The sequence below is a fragment of the Azospirillum sp. TSH100 genome (assembly GCF_004923295.1).
GTDB lineage: Bacteria > Pseudomonadota > Alphaproteobacteria > Azospirillales > Azospirillaceae > Azospirillum.
Map to the genome: position 1 here is coordinate 794,778 of NZ_CP039634.1, position 25,223 is coordinate 820,000.

The window sequence follows — 25,223 nt, forward strand, 5'->3', positions numbered from 1 at the left end:
GACCGGCGTCTCGCGCAGGCTGCAACGTCTGGCACGCCTCGTGGGTTGATCCTATAGTTTCCCCACGTCCAAAAGGAGCCCAGTGGCATGGCCGACGTTGTCATCTACACCACGCCTTTCTGTCCCTACTGCATGCGGGCCAAGAGCCTGCTCGACGGCAAGGGGGTGAAATACGAGGAAATCGATCTCTACGTCCAGCCGGGCCGCCGCAGCGAGATGATCGAGCGGTCGGAAGGCCGGACCACCGTCCCGCAGATCTTCATCGACGGGAGGCCCTATGGCGGCAGCGACGACATCCACGCGCTGGACCGCGCCGGCAAGCTCGACCCGCTGCTCGGCATCGCCGCATGAGCGAGGGGCCGAGCAATTCTTCGATGGCCGGCACCGGCGTTCTGAAGGCCGCCTGCATCCAGGTGAATGCAGGCACGGAGCTTGAGCCGAACCTGCGGGCGGCGGGCGACCTCGTCCGCCTCGCCCGCGATGCCGGTGCGGACTTCATCGCACTGCCGGAGAATGTCGGCTGGATCGTCCAGGGGCGCGACAAGACCATGCAGCGCATCCGCAGCGAGGCGGAGCATCCCGGCATCCCCTTCTTCGCCGATCTGGCGCGGGAGACCGGGGCCTGGATCCTGGGCGGCACCCTCCATGTGCTGCTGGAGGACGGACGCGCCGCCAACCGCAGCTACCTGTTCGACGCCGGCGGGCGGGTCGTCGCCTCCTACGACAAGATCCACATGTTCGACGTCACGCTGAAGGACGGCGAATCCTACCGCGAGTCGGCGACCTTCCGGCCGGGCGAGCGAGCGGTGGTGGCGGCCAGTCCCTGGGGCGGCATCGGCATGACCGTCTGTTACGACGTGCGCTTCGCCTATCTCTACCGGGCACTGGCACAGGCGGGGGCGTCGATCCTGACGGTGCCGGCCGCCTTCACCGTGCCGACCGGCCGCGCCCATTGGCACACGCTGCTGCGCGCCCGAGCCATCGAGACCGGCTGCTTCGTCGTCGCCCCGGCCCAGACCGGCAGCCACGACCAGGGCCGCCAGACCTACGGCCATTCCCTGCTGATCGCGCCGTGGGGCGAGGTGCTGGCCGATGCCGCCACAGACGTCGGCTTCGTCATCGCCGACCTCGACCTCGACCGCGTGGCGGAAGCCCGCGGCATGGTGCCGTCGCTGACCCACGACCGCAGCGTCGGGGTGGAGCGGATCGGTTTCTGACCCTCCCTCAGCGCCCCTCCTGCATCAGCCGCAGCCACGCCATGGCGGCGGTCAGGGCGATGCCGAACGCGCCGTCGGGCCGGACCGGCAGGTCGAGGTCGCGCACCAGACTGTCCAGCCGCAGATCGATCGCCTGTTTGGACAGGCTGCGGATCTTGCGGTCGTAATAGAGGCTGGAGACCTCCGTCCGCTCCTCCGGGAGCGGGCGGCCGGTCAGGCGCTCCGCCATGGCGAGGGAGAAATCCAGGTAATAGCCTACCAGCGGCCGGCCGCCGATAAAGGCGTGCAGCAGGTCGCCGGCCTCCGCCATTCCGGTGTCGCTGCCGGGATGGAGCAGCAGGGCGCTGCCGGTCAGGATGCGGGATCCGCGGATGCGGATGGCAGCGACTGTCAACGGCCTTGCCGACTCGGGGTCGAAGCTGGTCGCCTCGCAATGGATCGCCACGCTTTCCCGGCGGTCGATGTGATCGGAGTGCACCATCGCCGCCTCAATGGTTCAGGCGGAAATGATGGGCGATAAGCTCCTTGAAGCTCTTCACCAGGGACAGGCAGTCCTTGAACTGGTCGCGGTCGAGCTTGCCCAGCCGGTCGGGGTGGACGAGGTTGTCGATCGCCAGTTCCGTCCCCTCCTCCGCCCCGTCGTTTTCGTCGGGCAGATCGACACGCGCATTCAGGCGGATGGTCGACAGGATGGTGAAGGCCTCCACCAGATCGGCGGCCATCTTGCGGTCCAGCGCCCCCAATTCGGCCAGCACCTGGATGCGCTCCACCGTGTTGGTCTCCGCCCGGCGCTTTTCCAGCGCCAGCGCCCGCACGCCATGGACGATGGGGAAGATGCCGGCCTTCTTGATGTCTACCGCCTCCGCCCGGCGCCGCTCGAACAGGGCGGCGAACAGGCCGCTCGGCGTGTCGAAGGACAGGGCCGGGCGGGCGAACTGGGTGAAGAACATCTGGTTGTCCTGCAACCGGCCCAACAGATAGTCCTTCGCCTCGGCCAGCAGCGTGGCGTCGCCAGCCACCGGGGCGGCGTCGTAGAAGATGGCGAGGTTCATCTGCGCCGCCTCGTCCGGGCGGTGGATCCAGTTGAACAGCGAGTCCTTGTAGCCGGCGAGCGGCCGGGTCCAGTCCGGGTTCGACACCATGATGTTGCCGGGACAGGGCGGATAGCCGAACTCCACCAGATGGCGGGTGAAGTCGGCGACGATCCCAGGCAGATCGGGGCAGTCGAAGCCGTCACGCAGGATCAGGCCGTTGTCCTGGTCGGTCTTCAGCAGCTGTTCGCCGCGCCCCTCGCTTCCCATGACGATCAGGCAGCTGTTGGCCAGCAACTCCGGCGGAGCCAGCAGTTCGAACAACTTGCGGAAGATGCGGCGGTTCAGCTCCGTCACCAGATCGGCGATGAAGGAGACCTTCACCCCGGTGGCATGCAGGGTACGGATCAGCTCGACGACGGAGCGGCTGGCCCGGCGCAGGTCGGCGGGGTCGGTAGCATGCTCCACCTGCAGGCCGATGACCTGGGAGTGGTTGGACAGAACCGCCAGCAGGTCGCTTTGCCCCAACAGCCCGACGATGGCGCCGTTCTCCGTCACCACCACCCGGCGCACCGCATGCTTGGTCATCAGCACCAGCGCGTTGAACAGCAGGTCGTCGCGGTCCAGCGTCAGCAGGCCGTAGCGGGCGAGCGGCCCCACTGGCTCGCTCACCGGCCGGCCGTCCAGCACCACGAGGTCGCGCAGGTCGGTGCCGGTCAAGATGCCGACCGCTCCATCCTCCCCGCGCACCAGCACGCTGCTGGCGCGGTTCTGCCGCATTGCTTCCGCCGCGTCGCGCAGGCTGGCAGTGGCATCGACGAACAGCGGCGGGTGCAGATAGGCTTGGCGGATGCGCGCCATGGTCAGCGCCGCCATCTCGCGATTGGAACGCAAGGCCGCGAGATCGCGCATGCGCTGGGCGAAATCGCCGATGATGGCGGCGCCGAATTGCGGGTTCTCCACCGCCAGCGCTTCGAGTGCGGCACGTGGGATCAGGTGGCAGGCGCAGTCTTCCGCTGCGACGAAGCGTCGGGCAATGGTTCCCCCTGTGTTGCCAGCTGCGCCATACAGTGCCTGGAGGCCGAAGCGGTCGCCTGGGCCGTGGACCGCCGCCACCTCGCTGCCGCGGCGTTCCTGCACGGTGCCGCGCAGAACGACGAACAGGGCGTCGGTCGGCTCCTCCCGCGACAGCAGGACGGCGTCACGCGGGTAGAGCGCGATGTCGAGCGCTCCGGCCAGCGCCGCCCGCTGGACGTCCGTCAGCAGGTCGAAGGGAGGCTGGCCGAAATCGAAGTCCGGGGAGGCGGTCGGCATCGCATGCTGCACGGGCAGGCTCCGTCACGGGAGGGCGGGGCATCAGGACTGACAGGCATAAAAAAGCGCCTCCGGACCGGATCCGGAGGCGCTTTTCAGGATACACCCGCCGGGCCTGACGCCGGAAGCGGGTGCGACATTTGGCGGCGTGGTTCGGTCACCGCACGGGCTTGAGCCTTCCCCGAAGGGGGGGAAGGGATGCGGTGCGAGACGCGATCCCTTCTGTTCTTCTTCTTGCTCCGCCCGCTTACCCGGTTCGGCAGGGCGCTTAGTGGGCGGAGGCACCCTCGGCACCCAGGCCGGTCTGGGACCGGATGTACTGGGCTTCGAAGTCCTTGCGCTCCTTCTGGGCCTGCGCGCTGTTGTCGGTGATCGAGAAGAACCAGATGCCGACGAAGGACAGGGTGATCGAGAAGAGGCCCGGGTTGTCGTACGGGAAGATGGCGGCCGGGTTGCCCAGCACGGCCTTCCACACGGTCGGTCCCAGAACCAGCAGGACGATCGCCGAGATCAGGCCCAGGCCGCCGCCCAGAACCGCACCACGGGTGGTCATCTTGCCCCAGAACATCGACATCAGCAGGATCGGGAAGTTGGCCGAGGCGGCGATGACGAAGGCCAGACCGACCATGAAGGCGACGTTCTGGTTCTCGAAGGCGATGCCCAGGACGATCGACAGGATGCCGATGACGACGGTGGTGATCTTCGACACGCGGATTTCGTCGGCCTCGTTGGCGCGGCCCTTGGCGAAGACCGAGGCGTAGAGGTCATGGGAGACCGCCGAGGCGCCGGCCAGCGTCAGACCCGCGACCACCGCCAGGATGGTGGCGAAGGCGACCGCCGAGATGAAGCCGTAGAACAGGTCGCCGCCGACCGCATGGGCGGTGTGGATGGCCGCCATGTTGGTGCCGCCGATGACGTTGGCGATCACCGCCTTGGCGCCGGCCGCCGGGGCCGCCGTCAGGAAGGGATAGGCGCCGGTGGCGTCGGGGGCCAGGATCATCAGGATGGCGCCGAAGCCGATGATGAAGGTCAGGATGTAGAAATAGCCGATGAAGCCGGTGGCGTAGAAGACCGACTTGCGGGCTTCCTTGGCGTCGGCGACGGTGAAGAAGCGCATCAGGATGTGCGGTAGGCCGGCGGTGCCGAACATCAGCGCCATGCCGAGCGAGATCGCCGAGACCGGATCGGTGACCAAGGCACCCGGCGACATGATCGCCAGTCCCTTCGGGTGCGCCTCGACGGCGGCCTTGAACATCGCCTCGGGGCTGAAACCGAACTTGGCCAGGATCATGAAGGCCATGAAGGAGGCGCCGGACAGCAGCATCACCGCCTTGATGATCTGCACCCAGGTGGTCGCCAGCATGCCGCCGAAGGTCACGTAGCCGATCATCAGCACGCCGACGATGATGACGGCGACCATGTAGTCGAGACCGAACAGCAGCTGGATCAGCTTGCCGGCGCCGACCATCTGGGCGATCAGGTAGAAGGTGACGGTCGCCAGCGAGCCGCAGGCCGACAGCGAACGGATCGGCGTCTGCTGGAAGCGGTAGGAGGCGACGTCGGCGAAGGTGTATTTGCCGAGGTTGCGCAGCCGCTCGGCGACCAGGAACAGCACGATCGGCCAGCCGACCAGCCAGCCCACCGAATAGATCAGGCCGTCGAAGCCCGAGGCGTAGACCAGGCCGGCGATGCCCAGGAAGGACGCGGCCGACATGTAGTCGCCGGCGATGGCGAGGCCGTTCTGGAAGCCGGTGATGCCGCCGCCGGCGGCGTAGAAGTCCTTGGCCGACTTGGTGCGGCGGGCCGCCCAGTAGGTGATGCCCAACGTGAACAGCACGAAGGCCAGGAACATCAGGATGGCCGACCAGTTGGTCGCCTGCTTCTGCACGGCGCCGCCGATGGCGTCGGCCAGGACCGTGGTCGGAACCAGCGCGCCGGCGGCTGCCGCCGCAGCGGCGACCGAAGCGGCAAGACGGGTGTTGGCGCGCATCACTTCGACTCCTCCAGAATCTGGCGGTTCAGCTCGTCGAACTCGCCGTTCGCCCGATGCACGTAGATGCCGGTCAGGATGAAGGCGGACACGATGGTGAAGACGCCGATGGGAATGCCCCAGGTCGTGACGCCGGAACCGATCGGCGTGCCCAGGAACGACTTCCCGAACGCCACCAGCAGGATGAAACCGAAATAAATGACCAGCATGGCGATCGACAAAGTCCAGGCGAAGGCGGACCGTTTCGCCACCAGTTCCTGGAACTTTGGATTGTTCACAATCCTTTGTGCGCTTTGACTCATGTGCGTCCCCTCATCGAGTGCCGGCAATTTTCGGCGATCCAGCAAGAGCGGGTCTTCCGGACCAGCGGGCATTTGCCGTCCGGGCGGTCGCGTCCGGGTTTCTCCCCGTAATTCGTACGCCCTTGACCTGCCCAATTGTTTGATACAGATCATTGTTGGAAGCACCCCCTACCTTGGTCGATGGGGCGGGCGCCGGCGCGGGGGAAGGCCCCCGAAAAGCAAGCCTGGGCAAGGCTGTAGCGGGATACAGGAAAGGCGCCCCCGTTGCCGGGCGCGCCTTTCAAACAGTCAGCTTTTCAGATGGTTTCGGTAGGAATCAGTGGCTCCGCCGCCCCATACGCGGCCGCCCCGCCCTTAGGAGTCGGTGCGCGGAATCCAGGGGATGCGGTGAAATGTCACACCCTCCTCGTTGAGTTCGGCGACTTCCTCGTCCGATGCCTCGCCATAGATGCCGCGCGGATCGGTCTCGCCGTAATGGATGCGCCGCGCCTCCTCGGCGAAGCGGTCGCCGACATAGTCGCAGTTCTTCTCCACACTGCGCCGCACCTCGGTCAGCTGCCGCATCACCTCCGCAACCGCCTCGCGCTGGGCGTCGTTCAGGCTGGGCGGCAGGGCAGCGACGACGTCGACGGCGTTCGGCAGCGGGGCGGGTGCCGGGATCGGCACTGGCAAGGTAGTAGGCACGGCGCTGGCGGGAGCCGCCGGCAGCGCCGGGACGTTTGCCGCCACGGCTTCGGCCTGTTCGCGGGCGCGGTCGGCGGCCTTGGCGACGCCCTTGGCGATGCGCGGGGCCATCGGCGCCTTGCCGACCACCGTGTCGCCGCAGATCGGACAGGCGATCTGATGCGCCGCCGCCTGTTCGTCATAGGTGGCACCGTTGCGGAACCACGCTTCGAACTGGTGGTCGGCCGAGCATCTCAACGCGAAGAGGATCATATCCCCACAAGCCCCAAACTAACCCGCAGCAGGACGGACAGGCCCGGACGCGCCGGTCCGGGTTGCGGCGCGACTCGGAAATCGCCCTAATTCAGCACGGCCGGGCCGCGCCGTCAAACGCCGCACGGACCATACGCCGGTACCTCCTGTGATATCGTTCCGGCGGCCCTCGGAGAAAAGTTTGGACAAGGAAAATCCAGCCATGCCGACACCGCACCCGCTCTCGCCGCCGTCTCCCTGGGTGGAGCGATTCGCCCCGCTGGTGCAAGCGGGCGGCCGGGTCCTCGACCTCGCCTGCGGCGGCGGGCGGCATCTGCGGCTGTTCCGGCGGCGCGGCCACCCGGTGGTGGGGCTGGACCGTGACCTCGGCGGCGTTGCCGACCTGGAGGACAAGGCCGGCGTCACCCTGATCCAGGCCGACCTGGAGAGCAGCAACTCGGGTATTTCCCCCAACTCCCTGCCGGTTGATGGCCATTTCGCCGGGATCGTCGTCACCAACTACCTGTACCGCCCGCTTTTCCCTGCCATCCTGGCAGCGCTGGAGCCCGGCGGCATGCTGATCTACGAGACCTTCGCCGACGGCAACGCCCGGTTCGGCCGCCCCTCCTCCCCCGACTTCCTTCTGCGCCGGGGTGAGTTGCTGGAGGCGGTGCACGGCAGGCTTCAGGTGGTGGCTTTCGAGCAGGGCGAGATAGCGACGCCCAAGCCCGCGGTGGTCCAGCGCATTTGCGCCGTCGCCGGGGACGATCCGCTGCCGCTCTGAGGCATCCTCGTCCTTACTCGTCGCTGCCGCCCTCGACCGGCTTCTGCTCGCCGCGGATGCGGCGGCGGCGGTCCTCCTTGCGCATGATCTGCTTGCCATGCTTGTGCTGCGCCGGCCCTTCCAGCGGGCCGCCGGGACGCACCGGACGCTCGGCGAAGCGGCCGAGCGAGATCATGCGGTCGTACATCACCAGCGCCCCGGCGACGCCGACATTGATGCAGAAGGACATCGGGATCTTCACCACATGGTCGCAGCGCGCCAGCAGGGCGGGCGACAGGCTGTCGCGCTCCGGCCCCAGCACATAGGCGGCACGCGACGGGTGGCGGAAGCTGGGCAATTCCACCGCGTCGTCGGTCAGCTCCACCCCGACCAGCATGCAGTCCCTGGGCAAGGTGAAGTCGGCCACCCGCTCGTGGATGTAGAGCGGCAGGTGCAGCGTGGCGCCCGAGGTGTCGACCAGCTTCGTCTCGCGCAAGTCCGGTTCCGGATCGATGGCGAAGAAGAAGGAGGCGCCGAAGGCATGGGCGGTGCGCATCAGGTTGCCGACATTCCCCGGCTTGCTGATCCGCTCCACCCCAATTCCGAAATAGCCACGCATGAAGAACCCGCTGTTCCAGGTAAGGATAGGACCGGGCGGGAGCTTGCCGCCGCCGCCCGCCCGAGGCAAGCTTGCCCGCATGAGCCCGAACCATACTGACGACCATTCGACCTGCTGCGGTGGCGATCACCACCACGGCCATGCGCATCATCCGACTGCGGAGGGGCATGCCGACCTGTCCGGCCCGGCGGAAAGCCCGATCAACGTCGAGGTGACGCGCGGCAGTCTGGTGGAGTCGGTCCACCGCGCCCGCGCCTGCATCGTCGATGCCGGCGGCCATGTGCTGGCGCGCTGGGGCGACATCAACGCGCCGGTCTATCCACGCTCCGCCATCAAGTCGCTCCAGGCGATACCACTGGTGGAAAGCGGCGCGCTCGACGCCTTCGGGCTGGGGGACGAGGAGCTGGCGCTCGCCTGCTCCTCCCACAATGGCGAGGCGCGGCATACGGAACTGGCACGATCCTGGGCCGGGCGGGTCGGGCTGACGCTCGACGATTACGAATGCGGCGCGCAGATCCCCTATGATCCGGCCACCGCCGAGGAACTGGTCCGCCGCGGCGAGACGCCGACCGCCTTCCACAACAACTGTTCCGGCAAGCACAGCGGCTTCCTGACCACGGCAAAGCACAGGGGCGAGCGGCTGAAGGGCTATGTCCGCTACGAACACCCGGTGCAGCAGCGCATCCTGGGCGTGATGGAGCAGATGACCGGCCAGGATCTGTTCGGCGCGCCCTGGGGCGTGGACGGCTGTTCCATCCCCACCATCGGCATCCCGCTGGGCGCCATCGCCTATGCCATGGCCCGCATCGCCGATCCGGTCGACCTGCCCGACGCGCGGGCCGAGGCCGTCACCCGCATCGCCGCCGCCTGGGGCAAGCACCCCTTCCTGATCGGCGGCACCGGCACCTTCGACACCGCGCTGATGGAGGCGGCCGGCGGCGCCGTGCTGGTCAAGGGCGGGGCCGAAGGCGTCGGCTGCGCCGTGATCCCGGAGCAGGGCATCGGCATCGCGCTGAAGATCGAGGATGGCGCCCCCCGCGCCCGCGAGGTGGCGCTGGCCGCCCTGATCCGGACGACCCAGGCGCTGACCGAGGCGCAATGGGCGCGCGTGCCGCAACTGCTGACCCCCCCGCTGCTGAACCGCGCCGGCACGCGGGTGGGCGAGGTGCGGCCGGCGGCGGGGTGGCCTTCCGCCTAACTCCGCAAGCGCGATCAAGCGGCTGCCGGCTAGCATCGGCGGGACTGGAGGATGTCACCCCCATGACCAACGACAGGACCCACGGCAGCATCCCCGCCGGCTCATCGGCAGCTTGGCCCGTGCCTTGTTCCGCCGTTGCGGCCAAGCCCGGCACGCGGTTCGATTACGGCGACCGGATCGAACGGGTGGTGGCTTTCATCGCCGCCCATCTCGACGATCCACTCGACCTCGACCGGCTGGCGGAGGTCGCCTGCTTCTCGCCCTACCATTTCCACCGCGTCTATCGGGCGATCACCGGAGAGACGGCGGCGGAGACCCTGCGCCGGCTGCGCCTGCACCGGGCGGCGGGCGATCTGGTGCGCGACAGCATCGCCATGCCGGCCATCGCCCGGCGGGCGGGCTATGGCAGCGTCGAGGCCTTCACCCGCGCCTTCGGGCAAAGCTACGGCGTGACGCCGGCCGCCTACCGCAAGCGCGGGCGGCTCAATCCTCCAGTCCCGACCACTCATCGAACGGAGGACAGCATGCACGAGGTCGAAATCCGCGATCTTCCCGCCTATCGCATCGTCGGGCTGCCGCACAGCGGCCCCTACATGACCATCGGCACCAGCTTCGACCGGCTCTTCGCCTGGGCGTCCAAGCAAGGGCTGACCGGCCAGGGCAACCGCAGCTTCGCCATCTATTACGACGATCCAGACTCGGTGAAACCGGAGGAGTTGCGCTCCTTCGCCGGGCTGATGCTGGACCGGGACATGGTGAAGGACGGGATTATGCGCATTGCCGACATCCCCCGCGGCCGTCATGCCGTGGTCCGGCACCAGGGCCCCTATGCCGAACTGGGCGCGGTCTATCGCTGGATTTATGGGGAATGGCTGCCCAACAGCGGCCACACACCGGGAGATGCTCCCTGCTACGAGGAATATCTCAACAACCCGCGGGCCTTGCCGCCGGCCGAGTGGCTGACGGAGATATGCGTTCCCCTGGCCGGCTGAACCCCGACAGGAGGATGGGTACCATCCGGCAGGTGCGATGCGGGCGGGCGCGGTGCTATGGTCGCCGCGCCCATTTTCCCCGTTGAGCGGTTCCCATGAGCATCGACGACCTGCGCGCCCAGTACGAAGCCTATCCCTATCCGGCGCGCAATCCGGCTGACGAGTCCAGGCGCCTGATCACCGGCTCGCCCAGCCACCTGGACGAGTTGGTGCAGCATGTCTTCGGCGGCCGGATCGACCATGGCAAGCCGTTGCGGGTGCTGGTGGCCGGCGGCGGCACGGGGGACGGCACCATCATGCTGGCGCAGCAGATGGCCGACGCCGGCAATCCCGGCCGCATCGCCTACATCGACCTGTCCGACGCCAGCCGCGCCGTTGCCGAGGCGCGGGCCAAGGCGCGCGGCCTGACCAACATCGACTTCCGCCGGGGATCGCTGCTGGAACTGGACGGACTCGTGTCGGAAGCCGGGCCGTTCGACTACATCGACTGCTGCGGCGTGCTGCACCATCTGGACGATCCGTCGGCCGGCCTGCGCTCGCTGGCCGGCGCGCTGGCGCCCGGCGGCGGTATCGGCATCATGGTCTACGCTCCTTACGGCCGCACCGGCGTCTACCCGATGCAGGAGGCGCTGCGCGGCATGACCGAGGGACTGCCGCCGGCGGAGAAGGTGGCGCTGGCCCGCCGGCTGATCCAGGCTCTGCCGCCGACCAACTGGCTGCTGAACAACCCGCATATCAGCGACCATCGGCTGGCCGACGCCAACCTGTACGACCTGCTGCTGCACAGCTGCGACCGCCCCTACAGCGTGCCGCAGTTGGCGGAGCTGGCGGAGAGCGCCGGGCTCGCCATCGCGACGCTGATCGACCCGCTGCGCTACGAGCCGTCGCTGTGGATCAAGGACGCCCGCATCCTGAAGCAACTGGCGGGGCTCGGCATGCTGGAGCGCGCCGCCTGGACGGAGCGCATCACCGGCGCCTTCACCAAGCACATCGCCTATCTGCTGCGCCCGGCCGATCTGGAGGCCGCCCGCATCATGCCGGACGGTCCCGACGTCGTTCCGGTCCTGCGTGACATTGACGGCAAGACCGTGGCGCAGGCGGTTCCCCCCGGCGGCAGCCTGGAATTCGACCTGATGGGCAGCGTGGTGGCGCTTCCCCTGCCCCGGCTGGCCGGCCCGATCCTGTCCAGGGTCGACGGCAGGACCAGCCTGGGCGCCCTGCATGCCGCCATCGAGCCGACCACGAAGGTGACGTGGGACCAGTTCCTCACCCAGTTCCGCCAGCTGTTCGACGCGCTGGGCGGCCTGGGCAAGATGCATCTGCGGCGGGGATAGGGCGGAAGCCCCACCCCCGGCCGACCCTTATCCCCGCAGGACCGGCACCGCGGAGTCGAGCGCCTTGGTCAGGCGGTCGAAGGTCTGGTGGATTTCCGCTTCGGAGATCACCAGCGGCGGGCAGAGCGCGATGGAATCGCCCATGGCGCGGACGATCAGGCCATTGTCCTGGGCCAGGCCGTTGACCAGGGCGCCGGCGCGGCCGGGCGGGTCGAAGGAGAGCTTGGTCGCCTTGTCGGCCACCAGTTCCAAGGCACCGATCAGGCCGACGCCGCGGGCCTCGCCGACCAGCGGATGCGCCGCCAGCGCCTTCAGCCGTGACTGGAAGGCCGGAGCGACCGAGCGGACATGGCCGACGATGTCGCGCTCCTCGTAGATGGTCAGCGTTTCCAGCGCCACCGCCGCCGCCACCGGATGGGCGGAATAGGTGTAGCCGTGGCCGAAGGTGCCGATCTTCCGGCTCTCCTCGACACAGGCCCGATAGATCGCATCGGTCACCATGACGGCGGAAATCGGCAGATAGCCGGACGACAGCTGCTTGGCGCAGGTCAGAATGTCCGGCTGCATGCCCATGGTCTGGCTGCCCCAGAAATTGCCGGTGCGGCCGAAGCCGCAGATCACCTCGTCGGCGACCAGCAGGATGTCGTATTTCTTCAACACCGGCTGGATCTTGGCGAAATAGGTCGCCGGCGGGACCACGACGCCGCCGGCGCCCATGACCGGCTCGGCGAACATGGCGGCGATGGTGTCCGGCCCCTCCGCCAGGATCAGCGCCTCCAGTTGTTCGGCCAGCCGGGTGGCGAAGGCCTCCTCGCTCTCGCCCTCAAGCCCGTTGCGGTACTGGTGCGGGCAGTCGCCATGCAGGATGCGGGCGATGGGCAGGTCGAAGTCGCGGTGGTTGTTGGGCAGCCCGGTCAGGCTGGCGGTCGCCACCGTGACGCCGTGATAGGCGCGCTGGCGCGACAGGATCTTCTTCTTCTCCGGCCGACCGAGCGCGTTGTTGTAGTACCAGATCAGCTTGATCGCGGTGTCGTTGGCCTCCGAGCCCGAATTGGCGAAGAAGACCTTCGACATCGGCACCGGCGCCAGACCGATGAGCTTTTCCGCCAGATCGATGCCGGGCTCGTGCGACTTGTGGCCGAAGATGTGATAGGTCGACAGCTGCCGCATCTGCCTGGTCGCCGCCTGGACAAGACGCTCCTCGCCCCAGCCGAGCGAGACGCACCACAGGCTGGCCATCCCCTCGATGTACTCCTTGCCGCCATCGTCGAAGACGCGGATGCCTTCGCCGCGCTCGATGATCATCGGCCCCTGCGTCTCGTGGGCGTGCAGGTTGGTGTAGGGATGGAGGACGAAGGCCTTGTCGCGGCTGGCCGCGGAATTGCCGGCGGTGCTGACGGGAGCGGTCATGGAAGGGGACTTCCTGTTCGGGCGTTCGGGTGCGGTGCCCCGCCATCCTCGAAGGATCGGCGGAAACTGTTCGATATGTTAAACAGTTCCGCCGATCATACGCACAGTTCAGCCACCCGACAAACCCGCATCGCGCTCATCGGTGCAATGCGGCAGGCACAGACGTCAGCCCCTGAGACATCACCCTTTGCGAACCAACCCGCCGACCGGTTGGCCGTCGATGGTCAGCGAGCCGCCTTCGGCACCGACCGCGACCGTCTGACCGTCCTTGATGCGGCCTTCCAGGATCAGGGTCGCCAGCGGGTTCTGCAACTCGCGCTGGATCACCCGCTTCAGCGGACGGGCGCCGTAGACCGGGTCGTAACCGGCCTCGGCCAGCCATTCTGTCGCCGCCTCGTCCACCGTCAGCGTGATCTCGCGGTCAGCGAGCATCCTGGTCAGGCGGCCGAGCTGGATCTTGACGATGCCGCCCATATGCCGGCGGTCGAGCCGGTGGAACAGCAGGATCTCGTCCAGGCGGTTCAGGAACTCCGGCCGGAAATGGGCGCGGACGGCCTCCATCACCTCGTCGCGCACGGCGGCGCTGTCCTCGCCCTCCGCCTGCTCGGCCAGCGCCTGCGAGCCGAGGTTGGAGGTCATGATGATGACGACGTTGCGGAAATCGACGGTGCGGCCCTGCCCGTCGGTCAGCCGGCCATCGTCCAGCACCTGGAGCAGCACGTTGAAGACGTCGGGGTGGGCCTTCTCCACCTCGTCGAACAGCACGACCTGATAGGGCCGGCGACGCACCGCCTCGGTCAGCGCCCCACCCTCCTCATAGCCGACATAGCCCGGAGGGGCGCCGATCATGCGGGCGACGGAGTGCTTTTCCATGTATTCCGACATGTCGAGCCGGACCATCGCCGTCTCGTCGTCGAACAGGAATTCGGCCAGCGCCTTGGTCAGCTCGGTCTTGCCGACGCCGGTCGGCCCAAGGAACAGGAAGGAACCGATGGGACGGTTCGGGTCCTGCAAGCCGGCCCGCGCCCGGCGCACGGCGTTGGACACCGCGACAATCGCCTCGTCCTGGCCGATCACCCGGCCGCGCAGCTTGTCCTCCATCGCCAGCAGCTTCTCGCGCTCGCCCGCCAGCATCTTGTCCACCGGCACGCCGGTCCAGCGGCTGACCACGGCGGCGATGTCGCCGTCGCGGACCTCCTCGTTCAGCATGCGGCTGCTGGCATGCTCCTCGGCATCCTTCAGGGCCTTCTCCAGGCCGGGAATGACGCCATAGGCCAGCTCGCCCGCCCGGCCCCAGTTGCCGTCACGTTGCGCCGTCTCCAGTTCGGTGCGGGCCTTCTCCAGATCCTCCTTGATCTTCTGCGCGCCCTGCAGTTGGTCCTTCTCGGCCTGCCACTTGGCGGTCAGTTCGGCCGACTCCTGCTCCAGGTCGGACAGCTCGCGCTCCAGGTTGACCAAGCGGTCGCGCGACGCGGAATCCTGCTCGCGCTTCAGTGCCTCGCGCTCGATCTTCAGCTGGATGATGCGGCGGTCCAGCTCGTCGATGGCCTCCGGCTTGCTGTCCACCGCCATGCGCAGGCGGCTCGCCGCCTCGTCGATCAGGTCGATGGCCTTGTCGGGCAGGAAGCGGTCGGTGATGTAGCGGTTGGACAGGGTCGCCGCCGACACGATGGCGCTGTCGGTGATGCGCACGCCATGGTGGACCTCGTAGCGTTCCTTCAGGCCGCGCAGGATAGAGATGGTGTCCTCCACCGTCGGCTCCGACACGAAAACCGGCTGGAAACGCCGGGCCAGCGCCGCGTCCTTCTCGATATACTTGCGGAACTCGTCCAGCGTGGTGGCGCCGACGCAATGCAGTTCGCCCCGCGCCAGCGCCGGCTTCAGCATGTTGGAGGCGTCCATCGCGCCGTCCGACTTGCCGGCGCCGACCAGCGTGTGCAGCTCGTCGATGAAGACGACGATCTCGCCGGCCGCCGCCTGGATTTCCGACAGCACGGCCTTCAGCCGCTCCTCGAACTCGCCGCGATACTTGGCGCCGGCCACCAGCGCGCCGAGGTCGAGCGACAGCAACTGCTTGTTCTTCAGGCCTTCCGGCACGTCGCCCTTGACGATGCGCTGGGCAAGCCCCTCGACGATGGCGGTCTTGCCGACGCCGGGCTCGCCGATCAGCACCGGATTGTTCTTGGTGCGGCGGGCCAGCACCTGGATGGTGCGGCGGATTTCCTCGTCGCGGCCGATGACGGGATCGAGCTTGCCATCGCGCGCCGCGGCGGTCAGGTCGCGGGCGTATTTCTTCAGCGCGTCATAGCCCTGCTCGGCACTGGCGCTGTCGGCGGTGCGGCCCTTGCGGATGTCGTTGATGGCGGTGTTCAGCGCCTGCGGTGTCACGCCGGCAGCCTTCAGCGCCTTGCCCGACGGGGTACCGTCGGCCATGGCCAGCGCCAGCAGGATGCGTTCGGCGGTGACGAAGCTGTCGCCGGCCTTCTCGGCGACCTTCTCCGCCTGTTCGAAGACGCGGGAGAGTTCGGGCGTCAGATAGAGCTGGCCGGCGCCGCTGCCCTCGACCTTCGGCAGCCTGTCCAGTTCGGCATCGACCGCCGACAGGGCCGCCTTGGGGTCGCCGCCCGCCGCACGGATCAGGTTGGCGGCAAGGCCTTCCTTGTCGTCCAGCAGCGTCTTCAGCAGATGTTCCGGGGTCAGGCGCTGATGCCCACGGCGCACGGCCAGGGTCTGCGCGGCCTGAATGAACCCGCGGCTGCGCTCGGTGTATTGCTCGAAATCCATGATGCTCCCCTTCTCCTGTCGACCGTCCGCGAGGCAGCCCGGTCAACGTGATCCACGCAACTGTGCGATCCGCAAGGATGCTGCCGAAGATGTAGGCAAGGCAGCAGGCCATGCAAGACCATCGGCGCAGAAAGGTTATCGCTGGAGAAACGCCGCCACAGCACCTTCCGCCAGACCGGCTAGGACCGGGAAAAAGAGGTAGCGCGCCACCCGCCGATTGCCCCCTACACCATCGCTGCCGCCCACAGCTAGACTGCCTTCAACCTGCCCGCCGCCTCTCACCCGTCGCCTCCCATTGGCTCCCCGTTCCGGATTTCATCATGACCGATCTGGCCGCCTCCGGTTCCCCAACCAGCACAAAGCCGGCACCCGCCGATCAGCCGATGCCCCGAACCATGACGGCCCGCCTGCTCCGCCTCGCCTGGACCCTGCGCGGGGTCTGGCACCGGATCGCCCGGCCACTGACCATGGGGGTGCGGGCGATCATCATTGACGAGTCGAATCAGCCATCCCCCAGCGTCCTGCTGATCCGCCACAGCTATGTCGATGGCTGGCATCTGCCGGGCGGCGGCGTCGGGCGAGGGGAGACGCTGGTCGACGCCATGCGGCGCGAGGTGCGGGAGGAGGTCGGGCTGATCGCCGACCGTCCCGCTCAGCCTTTGGGCATCTATGCCCGCTTCCGCAACGGGGCGAGCGACCATGTGGCAGTCTATGTCGTGCCCGGTTGGAGCGGCATCCCCAAGGCCGATGGGGTGGAGATCGTGGAGACGCGTTTCTTCCCGCTCGACCGGCTGCCTGCCGGGCTATCGCCGGCGACCGGGCGGCGTCTGGAGGAATTTCTTGGCCGCCGGCCCGTCGCCGAACGCTGGTAGGGGCACCAGATCAAGGGGGTGGAGCGGGCGGTTCGGGCGATCCGGCCTGCCATACCCCAGCCGCAGGGTGAGAAACAGGCACCGCATCGGTTGACAGGGACGCTCCGGCCCTTTCATTGTGCAGTGCAATGAACGCCACACTGACCGCCATCCGCCGCTATCCCGTCAAGGGCATGAGCGGCCAGGATCTTCCCGCCATCGACCTGACCGCCGGTCAGGCGATCCCGCTCGACCGCCGGTACGGGCTGCTGCACGGCCCGGCCGCGCTGGACACCGAAACGCAGGGCTGGCGCCTGCCGTCGGACTTCTTCACGCTGGACCGCACGGAAAAGCTGGCGGCCTTGCAGACCGAGTTCGACGAGGCGACACAGGCATTGATCATCCGTCGCGGTGGTCGGCAGGTGTCACGCGGTCGGTTGGACCAGCCGATGGGCCGCACGCTGGTGGAACAGTTCTTCGCAGCCTATCTGGCCGGAATCGTCCCCGGCATGCCCCGCCTGATCGAGGCGCGGCACGGCGCCTTCGGCGACAGCGAGGAACCGTCGGTCACGCTGCTGAGCCTCGCCAGCCTGCGCGATCTGGAAGAGCGGATCGCCAAGCAACCGGTGGATCCCCGCCGCCTGCGCGCCAATTTGCTGGTGGACGGCCCGGATCCCTGGACCGAGCGCGGCTGGATCGGCCAGACCCTGACCATCGGCAACGCAACGCTTGAGGTGGTTGAGGCGCTGGACTGCACGCCGGGCAATGATGTGAACCCGGACACCGGCGTCGCCGACCTCAGCCTGCCGAACATCATGGAACGCGGCTATGGTCACAGCCAGATCCTGCTGCGCGCCCGGGTGATCGGCGGCGGCCGGATCGCGGTGGGCGACCCGGTCATGCCAGCCGATTAAACGTCACATCTGGAAAGCGTCACATATCAGGCGTTGACGGCCGCCCGTTCCTCGCCGTCGGTCTCATCCTCGGACGGCTGATCGTCCTCGTCGCCGGCGTGCGAAGCGGTTTGCGACTGATGCCCGTGCCCATTGCCGGGCTGACCGCCACGCTGGCGGTTTTCCGATTCCTGGATCTGGTTGATGATGCGGAGGTAATGCTCCGCATGCTGCAGGTAGTTTTCCGCCTGCACGCGATCGCCGGACGACATCGCGTCGCGGGCAAGCGCCTGATACTTCTCCTGCACCTGCCACGCATTGCCGCGGATGCGGACGTCGGGGCCGTTGCTGTCGAAGGTCTGGTGACGCAGCGGAACGTTCTGGCGCCGGCCGGCACCACCCCCCCCGCCGCCACCACCGCCGCTGCCCCCGCCGCCGCTATTGCCACGACCACGCGAACGCCTGGAGTTCGGTCCCTGTCTCATTCGGCTCTTAAGGCCCCATGCAAGAGAAGCGCAGTCCCCGGAACGCTCCGGCGGCCATCCGGCCTTCCGGCCCGGCCGCCGGGCCCGCCATGGACGATTTCCATGGGTCGCTCACGGGGTTCAAACGACGCGTCCGCATCGGGTGCGGCAGGCCATGGCGGTCAGCGCTCGGCAGAAAACCATCCGAGATTCTTGCTCCGCAGGCCATAGGTTCGCGGTCGTGTATCGCACACTACCCGCCAAAGCCCGCCGATCCAACCGTTTTTTTGGATGAGCGCCCCTTCACGGGGCCTTCCGTGCCCTGACGCAACGCTTTACCCCACCAAGGTCACAGAGGATGGCGGTTTCCCCCAACCCTTGGGCTTCGACCAGTGCCGCCACGTCTTCCGCTTGGCCCTGACCGACCTCGAAGGCTGCCAGCCCGCCAGGGACCAGCAGCCGCGGCAGATCGGCAGCGAGGATACGGTAAGGCTCCAGCCCGTCCGGCCCGCCATCCAGCGCGCGGAGCGGGTCATGTTCCCGCACCTCCGGCTCCAGCGTGGCGATATCGGCGCTGGGGATATAGGGCGGGTTTGATACCACGATATCGAAACGATCTTCGATCCCCTTGGCCCAATCGCCGGTCTGGAAGCGGGCGCGGTCCGCCAGCCCGTTGCGCTCGGCATTGCCGGCCGCCGCCTGCACCGCCAATGGACTGAGATCGACACCCACGCCAGTGGCGTTCGACAGCTCCGACAGCAGCGCCAGCAGGATGCAGCCCGTTCCGGTTCCGAAATCAATCAGTCTCAACGGAGCCTTGCGGTCGGGAATAGCGGCCAGCACCGCTTCCACCACCGTCTCGGTGTCCGGTCGCGGCTCCAGCGTGTCGGCATTGAGGGCGAGATCGATGGTCCAGAACTCCCGGTGTCCCAGGATGCGCCCCACCGGCTCCCGCGCCGCACGGCGCTCGACCAGCGCCAGGGCACGGGCAGCATCGGCATCGAGAAGGAGTTGTTCCGATTTCGTAACGAAATCGGTGCGGGTGAGAGTCAGCGCATGTTCAAGCAGATAGCGGGCGTCGAGGTCCGGCGTATCGACACCCGCCTCGCGCAGCCGCGCCTCGGCCTGGGCACGCAGGGTGCGGAGGTTCATGCGCTCACCCCAGCTCCGCCAGACGCGCCGCCTCGTCCTCGGACACCAGCGCGTCGACCAGTTCGTCCAGCGCCTCGCCAGCCATCACCTTGTCGATCTTGTAGAGCGTCAAATTGATGCGGTGGTCCGTCACGCGTCCCTGGGGGAAATTGTAGGTGCGGATACGTTCCGACCGGTCACCGCTGCCGACCTGATTCTTACGGTCGGCGGCGCGGGCCGCGTCCTTTTCAGCGCGTTCGCGGTCATACAGCCGGGCACGCAGAACCTTCAACGCCTTGGCCTTGTTCTTGTGCTGCGACTTCTCGTCCTGCTGGCTCACCACCAGCCCGGTCGGCAGGTGGGTGATGCGCACCGCGCTGTCAGTGGTGTTGACCGACTGGCCGCCGGGACCGGAGGAGCGGAAGACGTCGATCCGCAGATCCTTCTCATCGATGTGGATGTCCACCTCCTCCGCCTCGGGCAGCACGGCGACGGTGGCGGCGGAGGTGTGGATGCGCCCCTGCGCCTCAGTCGCCGGCACGCGCTGGACGCGGTGGACGCCGGACTCAAACTTCAGCCGGGCGAACACGCCGCGGCCGGTGATATTGGCGGTGGCCTCCTTATAGCCGCCGATGCCGGTCTCGCTGACGTCCATCGCCTCGAACCGCCAGCCATGCAGACCGGCATAGCGGCGGTACATCTCGAACAGTTCGGCAGCGAACAGGGCGGCCTCGTCGCCACCGGTGCCGGCGCGCACCTCCAGAATGGCATTCTTCTCGTCCGCCTCGTCCTTCGGCAGCAGCGAGATCTGCACCTTGCGCTCCAGGTCCGGGATGCGCTTGGTCAGGAGGTGGAATTCCTCCTCCGCCATCGCCCTCATTTCGGGATCGGCATCCGGGGCGGCGATCATCTCCGCCAGATCGGCGGCCTCGGTGCGGCCCTTCTTCAGCTCCGCGATGGCCTCGGCGATCGGGGTGAGGTCGGCATATTCCTTGGACAGCCGGGCGAAGTCGCCGGACTCGGTCAGGCCGGCCGCAAGCGTGTCGCGCAGCTCGTCGTACCGGGCCATTACCTTATCGAACTTCTCGTCCAGGCTCACGTCGCTCGTCCTTATCCCGTTCGTTTTCTTCCAGTGCCGCGCCCGTCACCCTGTCCAGCCCGACCTTATCCAACCCAAAGAGCCGGAACATCAGCCGTTCGGCCGCGGCACGTTCGGCCAGCCCTTCGCCGCTGCCGTCGGCGGCCAGTGCCCGCAGCGCCTCTGACGGGGCGTGCAGCAGGCGGTTGACCAGCAGCCTGGTCGCCGACGCCGCGTCCAGATCGGCATGCCCTGCCAACAGGCGCCGCCGCTCCGCCTCGAAATGGGTGCGCAGAGCAGCCACGGCGGGCACCGCCGCGCGTTCCGCCCGGTCACGGGCGAAGGCGGCAACCGCCTCGTCCACGATCATCCAGGCCGCCTGGGTCGCGGCCTCGCGCCCAACCCGGCCCTGCAAGGCCACCCGCTCCAGATCGCCCAGATCATAGACGAAGGCGCCGTCCATGCTGGCCACCGCCGGATCGACATCGGCCGGAATGGCGGCATCGACGACGAAGACCGGCCGGCGGCGGCGGCGCTTCAGCACCGCCTCCATCAACGGAGCGGTCAGGATATAGCGCCCAAGACCGGCTGCGGTCACCAGGATATCAGCGCCGGTCATCGCCGTCTCCAGATCGGCCCAGGGGGCGAAATGCCCGTCGAGCCGCCGAGCCGCCGCTTCCGCCCGCCGGTCCACCGGCGCCGCCACGGTCAGCCGCGGCAGTCCGGCCTCGCGCAGCCCCTCCAGCACCAGGGCGCCCATGTCGCCCAGCCCCACCAGCAACGCGCCGCAACGCCTGATGTCGCCGTGCAGGTCGCGCGCCACCTGGATGGCGGCGGCGGCCAGCGAGGTGGCGCCCTCCGCGATCGGCGTTTCGCTGCGCACCCGCTTGGCGGCGGCATAGGCGGCCTGCAAGACCGCCTCCAGTTCCGGCCCGGTCATCCCGGCGCCGGAGGCGCTGCGATGGGCGGCCTTCAACTGGCCCAGGATATGCGGCTCGCCGACGATCTGGCTGTCGAGCGAACAGGCCACCGCGAACAGGTGGCGGACCGCGTCGATGCCGGTGCGGGTGTAGAGCTGCGGCGCCAGATCGGATGTCGCCAGCCCGGCGCGGTCGGCCATCACCTCGGCGATCGCCAGGGCCGCCTCGTTCGGGCGCTCATGGACCGCCTGCACCTCCACCCGGTCGCAGGTGCTGAGCCACAGCGCCTGCCCCACCCCCGCCGCGCGCAGCCGCTCCAGCATGCCAGCCACTTCCGCCTCGTCGGTGGACAGGCGGTCGCGGACGACGCCGGAACAGGTCCGGTGGCTGGCGCCGATGACGAGGTAGGAGGTGGTGGTCACGCCTTGGGTCGCTGTCCCTGCCCGATTCCCAGGCAGCTTACTCCGCGGCGGGGGCCACGTCTTGCTTGGTTTCGGCGTCCACAGCGGCCTTCGCCGCCTCGATCTCCGCCGCCTTCTTCTCCACCAGCCCGACCAGATGCTGGACGATGTCCTGATCCTTCAGCCGGTGGTCGGTGACACCCGATAGATAGACCTGATGGGTGTTGTTGCCGCCGCCGGTCAGGCCGATGTCGGTTTCCCGCGCCTCGCCCGGACCATTCACGACGCAGCCGATCACCGACAGGGTCAGCGGGGTGGTGATGTGGGCCAGCTTCTGCTCCAGCAACTCCACCGTCTTGATGACGTTGAAGTTCTGCCGGGCGCAGCTGGGGCAGGAGATGACGGTGACGCCGCGCCGGCGCAGGCCCAACGACTTCAGGATGTCGTAGCCGACCAGAACCTCTTCCGCCGGATCGGCCGACAGCGAGACGCGCAGCGTGTCGCCGATGCCCGACCACAGCAGCATGCCCAGCCCGATCGACGACTTCACCGTGCCGGCGCGCAGGCCGCCCGCCTCGGTGATGCCGATGTGCAGCGGATAGTCGCAGGCCTCGGCCAAGCCCTGATAGGCGGCGACGGCGAGAAAGGCGTCCGACGCCTTCACCGAGATCTTGAACTCGCGGAAATCGTTGTCTTCCAGGATCTTCGCGTGGTTCAGCGCGCTTTCGACCATCGCCTCCGGGCAGGGCTCGCCATATTTCTCCAGCAGATCCTGCTCCAGCGAGCCGGCATTGACGCCGATGCGCATCGAACAGCCATGATCCTTGGCCGCCTTCACCACCTCGCGCACCCGTTCGGCCGAACCGATGTTGCCGGGGTTGATGCGCAGGCAGGCGGCACCACTCTCCGCCGCCTCGATGGCGCGCTTGTAGTGGAAATGGATGTCGGCGACGATCGGCACCTTGACCTGCCGCACGATGTCCTTCAGCGCCAGAGCCGACTCGCGGTCGGGGCAGGATACGCGGACGATGTCCGCCCCCACCCGCTCGGCCGCCTGGATCTGCTCCACCGTCGCCTTCACGTCGGTGGTCGGCGTGTTGGTCATGGTCTGGACCGAGATCGGCGCATCGCCGCCGACAAGCACGTTGCCGACGCGAATCTGGCGCGATTTGCGGCGAAGGATCTGGCGGTAGGCGCGCACGGTCATCTCAGGTCAGCCTCTGGACAGCGATAGGAAATGCCGGGGCCGCATCCTAGCGCAGCCGGCGTCAGGCCAGAAGTGCGCTCCGGCGCCCGGTATTCAAGGGAGAGGGGCGGTGGGACGCCGTCAACGCATGGCTGGGCATGGCTGGCGTCCACCGCCCGGTTTCAGCGCCGGACCACCCCGTGGTTGTCGATGGCGACATCGCGCAGCACCTGCCCGACGGAGCCCAGCGGCGGGCTTTCGCCACCATCCGCCATCACCACCAGACCACCGGCGTTGCCGGTACGGATCTTCACATTCGGCTTGTCGGGAACGCGGAAGGTGTCGCCCGGCTTCAGCACGCGGGTGAAAACGATCTCGCTGCCATCACGCACCTGAAGCCAGCTTTCCTGCGTTGCCTTCAGGATCAGCTTCGCGTTGGTGTTCAGCGTGCCATAGACCTTGCCGTTGGCCGGCACCGAGGCGGTCGGCGTGGCAGGGCTGGTCGAAGGGGTCGCGGCGGCGTTCAGCGGAGTCGGATCCTGCGGTGACGCCTCGTCATCATCCTCGGCCGGCGGGGCCGGCACATTGACGATGCCCTGCCCACCCGTCTGGTTGGCAGCGGGTGTGTTGGCGGACAGAACCGGCGGAATGGCGGGAGCGGCGGCGGTGACCTGCGGCCTGGCAGCCGCGCCCGGCGGGATTGCCGGCGCGGGCGTGGCGGCAGGCGTATTGGCCTGCATCGGCTTGCCAGCGGTAGACGGCTGGACAGCAACCGATGAGGCCGCCGTCGGGACTGAAGGCGCGGCCCCGACCTGAGCCGAACTGACGGGAACCGGATTTGCCGGGGCTTGGCTTGTGGATTGCGACGGCGCGGTGATCACCGGAGCGGGCACCGAGGGTTCGGCACCCGGCTGGCTCGAGGTTGCGGATTGGTCCGCGACCTGTTCCGCCGGCTTGGTCTGCACGCCGTCCAGCAAGGAGACCAACCGATCCGGCAGGGTCGGGACGAGGTCAGCCACCGAGCGGTCGGTCGCCGACAGATAGTACCAGCCGCCATAGACGATGCCGGCCAACACCAGCGTGCCGAGCAGCAGAGTCCCACCCGATGCACGCCCTTCGGCCGCCGGTGTCGGCAGATAGAGCTCCTGGCGGCGGACGCTACCGGCCGCCTCCTCCTTATAGCGGGTGACGACCATGTCGGGGTCGAGCCCCAAGCATTCGGCGTAGGAACGCAAGAAACCGATGGCATAGGTGCTGCCCGGCAGTTCCTGATATCGTCCCTCCTCGATCGCCAGCAGGTAAGGATAGCGGATGCGCAGCATCGTCGCGACGTCGCGCAGGTCATAGCCATGCGCCATGCGCGTCGCGCGCAGAGTCTCGGAGACAGAAGGACCGGGCGGGGCCGGATCGAAATCGTCGAAAACCTTGCGCTTGGCCATGGGCTCGCCATCTGCTCGCAGCTTGCGCGCATACCGGAAAAGCATGCGCGGCGGGGGCATCCGCGTGGATGCAACTTGCGAAATGGGTACGACATGCCACCCCCACGGCGCAACCGCTATGACCACGGGTCAGGAAACGAGGGCCGTGACAACTGGGTGCAGAAGCCCGTCGGTGCGAACAGCAAAAAGCCCGCACTCCCTTTGGAGTGCGGGCTTTTTGTTGAACTGGTTGCGGGGGCAGGATTTGAACCTGCGGCCTTCAGGTTATGAGCCTGACGAGCTACCGGGCTGCTCCACCCCGCGGATGTTCGAGTGTGGGGTGACGGACTGTGAGGATGCAAGGATGAGCTTTGTGTTGAGCGTCTCTTGAGGCTGAGTGACCTGGCGGCGACCTACTCTCCCACGTCTTAAGACGCAGTACCATTGGCGCGGAGGCTTTTCACGGCCGAGTTCGGGATGGGATCGGGTGTTTGACACCTCGCCATGACCACCAGGTCACCCAGGCTCAAGACCGACGCTGTTTTTCCGAAGCTTGTAGCTTGTTCAGTGCAAGTGAGGGAGGAGTATCGAACTGCGGCGCGTGCTGTCAAGCTGCTGTTTTGTGAGCAGGCTTGCTGCTGCGCATGGCGCGGTTTGTGGGGTCGAGATCAAGCCGATCGAGCGATTAGTAAGGCTTAGCTTCAGACATTGCTGTCCGTCCACATGCCTCCTATCGACGTGATGGTCTGTCACGGCTCTCAAGGGAGCTCTGGTTTAGAGGTGGGTTTCCCGCTTAGATGCTTTCAGCGGTTATCCCGTCCATACTTAGCTACCCGGCCATGCCACTGGCGTGACAACCGGTGCACCAGAGGTATGTCCATCCCGGTCCTCTCGTACTAGGGACAGATCCTCGCAAAACTCCGACACCCACGGCAGATAGGGACCGAACTGTCTCACGACGTTCTAAACCCAGCTCACGTACCACTTTAATCGGCGAACAGCCGAACCCTTG

Annotated in this window: 22 protein-coding genes, 1 tRNA gene and 2 rRNA genes (1 of these 25 only partly in view); 8 read left to right on the top strand and 17 right to left on the bottom strand. The window is 67.6% G+C overall.

The genetic code is table 11. The features are described from left to right. Window positions 1-87 precede the first annotated feature (87 nt). Together grxC and E6C72_RS03805 are read left to right on the top strand one after the other, a co-directional pair. Window positions 88-351 (top strand): glutaredoxin 3, encoded by a 264-nt coding sequence (gene grxC / locus E6C72_RS03800; protein WP_109443485.1) that lies wholly within the window; start codon window positions 88-90, stop codon window positions 349-351. Continuing rightward, window positions 348-1,217 (top strand): carbon-nitrogen hydrolase family protein, encoded by an 870-nt coding sequence (locus E6C72_RS03805; RefSeq protein ID WP_247875995.1) that lies wholly within the window; start codon window positions 348-350, stop codon window positions 1,215-1,217. Before grxC ends, E6C72_RS03805 begins: the two co-directional genes overlap by 4 nt. 7 nt (window positions 1,218-1,224) lie before the next feature. On the opposite strand, the gene E6C72_RS03810 is transcribed toward E6C72_RS03805, so the two are convergent. The 5 genes from E6C72_RS03810 to E6C72_RS03830 form a co-directional block, all read right to left on the bottom strand. Beyond that, window positions 1,225-1,698 carry a DNA polymerase III gene (locus E6C72_RS03810; RefSeq protein WP_109443487.1) on the bottom strand — a complete coding sequence of 158 codons (474 nt, stop codon included), beginning with the start codon at window positions 1,696-1,698 and terminating at the stop codon, window positions 1,225-1,227. A 7-nt stretch (window positions 1,699-1,705) separates the two neighbouring features. Continuing rightward, entirely contained in the window at window positions 1,706-3,574 is a 1,869-nt protein-coding gene (locus E6C72_RS03815; RefSeq protein WP_109443488.1) for a DUF294 nucleotidyltransferase-like domain-containing protein, read from the bottom strand. A gap of 256 nt (window positions 3,575-3,830) precedes the next feature. Then, window positions 3,831-5,552 carry a cation acetate symporter gene (locus tag E6C72_RS03820; RefSeq protein ID WP_109443489.1) on the bottom strand — a complete coding sequence of 574 codons (1,722 nt, stop codon included), beginning with the start codon at window positions 5,550-5,552 and terminating at the stop codon, window positions 3,831-3,833. After that, window positions 5,552-5,854 carry a DUF485 domain-containing protein gene (locus E6C72_RS03825; protein WP_098738812.1) on the bottom strand — a complete coding sequence of 101 codons (303 nt, stop codon included), beginning with the start codon at window positions 5,852-5,854 and terminating at the stop codon, window positions 5,552-5,554. Before E6C72_RS03825 ends, E6C72_RS03820 begins: the two co-directional genes overlap by 1 nt. 354 nt (window positions 5,855-6,208) lie before the next feature. Next, complete coding sequence (locus tag E6C72_RS03830) at window positions 6,209-6,790, bottom strand: DUF1178 family protein (protein ID WP_109443490.1); 582 nt, start codon at window positions 6,788-6,790, stop codon at window positions 6,209-6,211. A 202-nt stretch (window positions 6,791-6,992) separates the two neighbouring features. On the opposite strand from E6C72_RS03830, the gene E6C72_RS03835 reads away from it, so the two are divergent. After that, a complete protein-coding gene (locus tag E6C72_RS03835; RefSeq protein WP_109443491.1) occupies window positions 6,993-7,553 on the top strand; it encodes a bifunctional 2-polyprenyl-6-hydroxyphenol methylase/3-demethylubiquinol 3-O-methyltransferase UbiG in 561 nt (186 codons plus the stop codon). A 13-nt stretch (window positions 7,554-7,566) separates the two neighbouring features. Here the strand turns inward: E6C72_RS03835 and E6C72_RS03840 are convergent, their stop codons facing one another. Next, the gene (locus tag E6C72_RS03840; RefSeq protein WP_109443492.1) at window positions 7,567-8,151 is read right to left on the bottom strand and encodes an RNA methyltransferase; all 585 of its coding nucleotides are present in this window, start codon (window positions 8,149-8,151) and stop codon (window positions 7,567-7,569) included. A gap of 79 nt (window positions 8,152-8,230) precedes the next feature. On the opposite strand from E6C72_RS03840, the gene E6C72_RS03845 reads away from it, so the two are divergent. The 3 genes from E6C72_RS03845 (at window position 8,231) to E6C72_RS03855 (ending at window position 11,675) form a co-directional block, all read left to right on the top strand. Continuing rightward, a complete protein-coding gene (locus tag E6C72_RS03845) occupies window positions 8,231-9,349 on the top strand; it encodes an asparaginase (RefSeq protein WP_109443509.1) in 1,119 nt (372 codons plus the stop codon). A gap of 62 nt (window positions 9,350-9,411) precedes the next feature. Further along, window positions 9,412-10,341, top strand: a complete 930-nt coding sequence (locus tag E6C72_RS03850) for a GyrI-like domain-containing protein (RefSeq protein WP_109443493.1) — start codon at window positions 9,412-9,414, stop codon at window positions 10,339-10,341. 95 nt (window positions 10,342-10,436) lie between these two features. Further along, window positions 10,437-11,675, top strand: coding sequence for a bifunctional 2-polyprenyl-6-hydroxyphenol methylase/3-demethylubiquinol 3-O-methyltransferase UbiG (locus tag E6C72_RS03855; protein ID WP_109443494.1), 1,239 nt, complete (start codon window positions 10,437-10,439; stop codon window positions 11,673-11,675). Between the two features lie 27 nt (window positions 11,676-11,702). Here E6C72_RS03855 and E6C72_RS03860 read toward each other — a convergent pair whose 3' ends face one another. Then, complete coding sequence (locus E6C72_RS03860; RefSeq protein ID WP_109443495.1) at window positions 11,703-13,085, bottom strand: aspartate aminotransferase family protein; 1,383 nt, start codon at window positions 13,083-13,085, stop codon at window positions 11,703-11,705. 180 nt (window positions 13,086-13,265) lie between these two features. Further along, a complete protein-coding gene (gene clpB, locus E6C72_RS03865) occupies window positions 13,266-15,869 on the bottom strand; it encodes an ATP-dependent chaperone ClpB (protein WP_109443496.1) in 2,604 nt (867 codons plus the stop codon). Between the two features lie 320 nt (window positions 15,870-16,189). Here clpB and E6C72_RS03870 point away from each other — a divergent pair, with 320 nt between their 5' ends. Further along, window positions 16,190-16,741, top strand: coding sequence for an NUDIX domain-containing protein (locus E6C72_RS03870; protein ID WP_109443497.1), 552 nt, complete (start codon window positions 16,190-16,192; stop codon window positions 16,739-16,741). A gap of 128 nt (window positions 16,742-16,869) precedes the next feature. Next, window positions 16,870-17,634: an MOSC domain-containing protein gene (locus E6C72_RS03875; protein ID WP_109443498.1), complete on the top strand. Its 765-nt coding sequence runs from the start codon at window positions 16,870-16,872 to the stop codon at window positions 17,632-17,634. A gap of 26 nt (window positions 17,635-17,660) precedes the next feature. Here E6C72_RS03875 and E6C72_RS03880 read toward each other — a convergent pair whose 3' ends face one another. From E6C72_RS03880 to E6C72_RS03920, 9 genes are all read right to left on the bottom strand, one after another. Next, a complete protein-coding gene (locus E6C72_RS03880; protein WP_109443499.1) occupies window positions 17,661-18,098 on the bottom strand; it encodes a DUF4167 domain-containing protein in 438 nt (145 codons plus the stop codon). Window positions 18,099-18,380: 282 nt separating this feature from the next. After that, window positions 18,381-19,229: a peptide chain release factor N(5)-glutamine methyltransferase gene (gene prmC / locus E6C72_RS03885; protein WP_109443500.1), complete on the bottom strand. Its 849-nt coding sequence runs from the start codon at window positions 19,227-19,229 to the stop codon at window positions 18,381-18,383. A gap of 4 nt (window positions 19,230-19,233) precedes the next feature. Beyond that, on the bottom strand, window positions 19,234-20,307 hold the full coding sequence (gene prfA, locus E6C72_RS03890; RefSeq protein WP_109443501.1) for a peptide chain release factor 1: 1,074 nt from the start codon (window positions 20,305-20,307) through the stop codon (window positions 19,234-19,236). Further along, window positions 20,282-21,628: a glutamyl-tRNA reductase gene (hemA, locus tag E6C72_RS03895; RefSeq protein ID WP_109443502.1), complete on the bottom strand. Its 1,347-nt coding sequence runs from the start codon at window positions 21,626-21,628 to the stop codon at window positions 20,282-20,284. The genes prfA and hemA overlap by 26 nt, the downstream gene beginning before the upstream one ends. Before the next feature lie 37 nt (window positions 21,629-21,665). Next, complete coding sequence (gene ispG, locus E6C72_RS03900) at window positions 21,666-22,814, bottom strand: flavodoxin-dependent (E)-4-hydroxy-3-methylbut-2-enyl-diphosphate synthase (protein WP_109443503.1); 1,149 nt, start codon at window positions 22,812-22,814, stop codon at window positions 21,666-21,668. 161 nt (window positions 22,815-22,975) lie between these two features. Beyond that, the gene (locus tag E6C72_RS03905; protein ID WP_109443504.1) at window positions 22,976-24,232 is read right to left on the bottom strand and encodes a helix-turn-helix domain-containing protein; all 1,257 of its coding nucleotides are present in this window, start codon (window positions 24,230-24,232) and stop codon (window positions 22,976-22,978) included. A 226-nt stretch (window positions 24,233-24,458) separates the two neighbouring features. After that, window positions 24,459-24,535: transfer RNA gene (locus E6C72_RS03910), tRNA-Met, on the bottom strand. Window positions 24,536-24,611: 76 nt separating this feature from the next. After that, window positions 24,612-24,727, bottom strand: a 5S ribosomal RNA gene (rrf, locus tag E6C72_RS03915). A gap of 148 nt (window positions 24,728-24,875) precedes the next feature. Then, a 23S ribosomal RNA gene (locus E6C72_RS03920) occupies window positions 24,876-25,223 on the bottom strand (it continues 2,398 nt past the right edge of the window).

Bases quoted from the DNA above. Each gene is read 5' to 3' on its own strand.
- E6C72_RS03850 (WP_109443493.1), top strand. From the start codon at position 9,412: ATGACCAACGACAGGACCCACGGCAGCATCCCCGCCGGCTCATCGGCA.
- E6C72_RS03820 (WP_109443489.1), bottom strand. From the start codon at position 5,552: ATGCGCGCCAACACCCGTCTTGCCGCTTCGGTCGCCGCTGCGGCGGCA.
- clpB (WP_109443496.1), bottom strand. From the start codon at position 15,869: ATGGATTTCGAGCAATACACCGAGCGCAGCCGCGGGTTCATTCAGGCC.
- E6C72_RS03880 (WP_109443499.1), bottom strand. From the start codon at position 18,098: ATGAGACAGGGACCGAACTCCAGGCGTTCGCGTGGTCGTGGCAATAGC.
- E6C72_RS03805 (WP_247875995.1), top strand. From the start codon at position 348: ATGAGCGAGGGGCCGAGCAATTCTTCGATGGCCGGCACCGGCGTTCTG.
- E6C72_RS03905 (WP_109443504.1), bottom strand. From the start codon at position 24,232: ATGGCCAAGCGCAAGGTTTTCGACGATTTCGATCCGGCCCCGCCCGGT.
- E6C72_RS03835 (WP_109443491.1), top strand. From the start codon at position 6,993: ATGCCGACACCGCACCCGCTCTCGCCGCCGTCTCCCTGGGTGGAGCGA.
- E6C72_RS03840 (WP_109443492.1), bottom strand. From the start codon at position 8,151: ATGCGTGGCTATTTCGGAATTGGGGTGGAGCGGATCAGCAAGCCGGGG.
- E6C72_RS03860 (WP_109443495.1), bottom strand. From the start codon at position 13,085: ATGACCGCTCCCGTCAGCACCGCCGGCAATTCCGCGGCCAGCCGCGAC.
- E6C72_RS03830 (WP_109443490.1), bottom strand. From the start codon at position 6,790: ATGATCCTCTTCGCGTTGAGATGCTCGGCCGACCACCAGTTCGAAGCG.
- ispG (WP_109443503.1), bottom strand. From the start codon at position 22,814: ATGACCGTGCGCGCCTACCGCCAGATCCTTCGCCGCAAATCGCGCCAG.
- grxC (WP_109443485.1), top strand. From the start codon at position 88: ATGGCCGACGTTGTCATCTACACCACGCCTTTCTGTCCCTACTGCATG.
- E6C72_RS03845 (WP_109443509.1), top strand. From the start codon at position 8,231: ATGAGCCCGAACCATACTGACGACCATTCGACCTGCTGCGGTGGCGAT.
- E6C72_RS03810 (WP_109443487.1), bottom strand. From the start codon at position 1,698: ATGGTGCACTCCGATCACATCGACCGCCGGGAAAGCGTGGCGATCCAT.
- prmC (WP_109443500.1), bottom strand. From the start codon at position 19,229: ATGAACCTCCGCACCCTGCGTGCCCAGGCCGAGGCGCGGCTGCGCGAG.
- E6C72_RS03855 (WP_109443494.1), top strand. From the start codon at position 10,437: ATGAGCATCGACGACCTGCGCGCCCAGTACGAAGCCTATCCCTATCCG.
- E6C72_RS03825 (WP_098738812.1), bottom strand. From the start codon at position 5,854: ATGAGTCAAAGCGCACAAAGGATTGTGAACAATCCAAAGTTCCAGGAA.
- E6C72_RS03875 (WP_109443498.1), top strand. From the start codon at position 16,870: ATGAACGCCACACTGACCGCCATCCGCCGCTATCCCGTCAAGGGCATG.
- E6C72_RS03870 (WP_109443497.1), top strand. From the start codon at position 16,190: ATGACCGATCTGGCCGCCTCCGGTTCCCCAACCAGCACAAAGCCGGCA.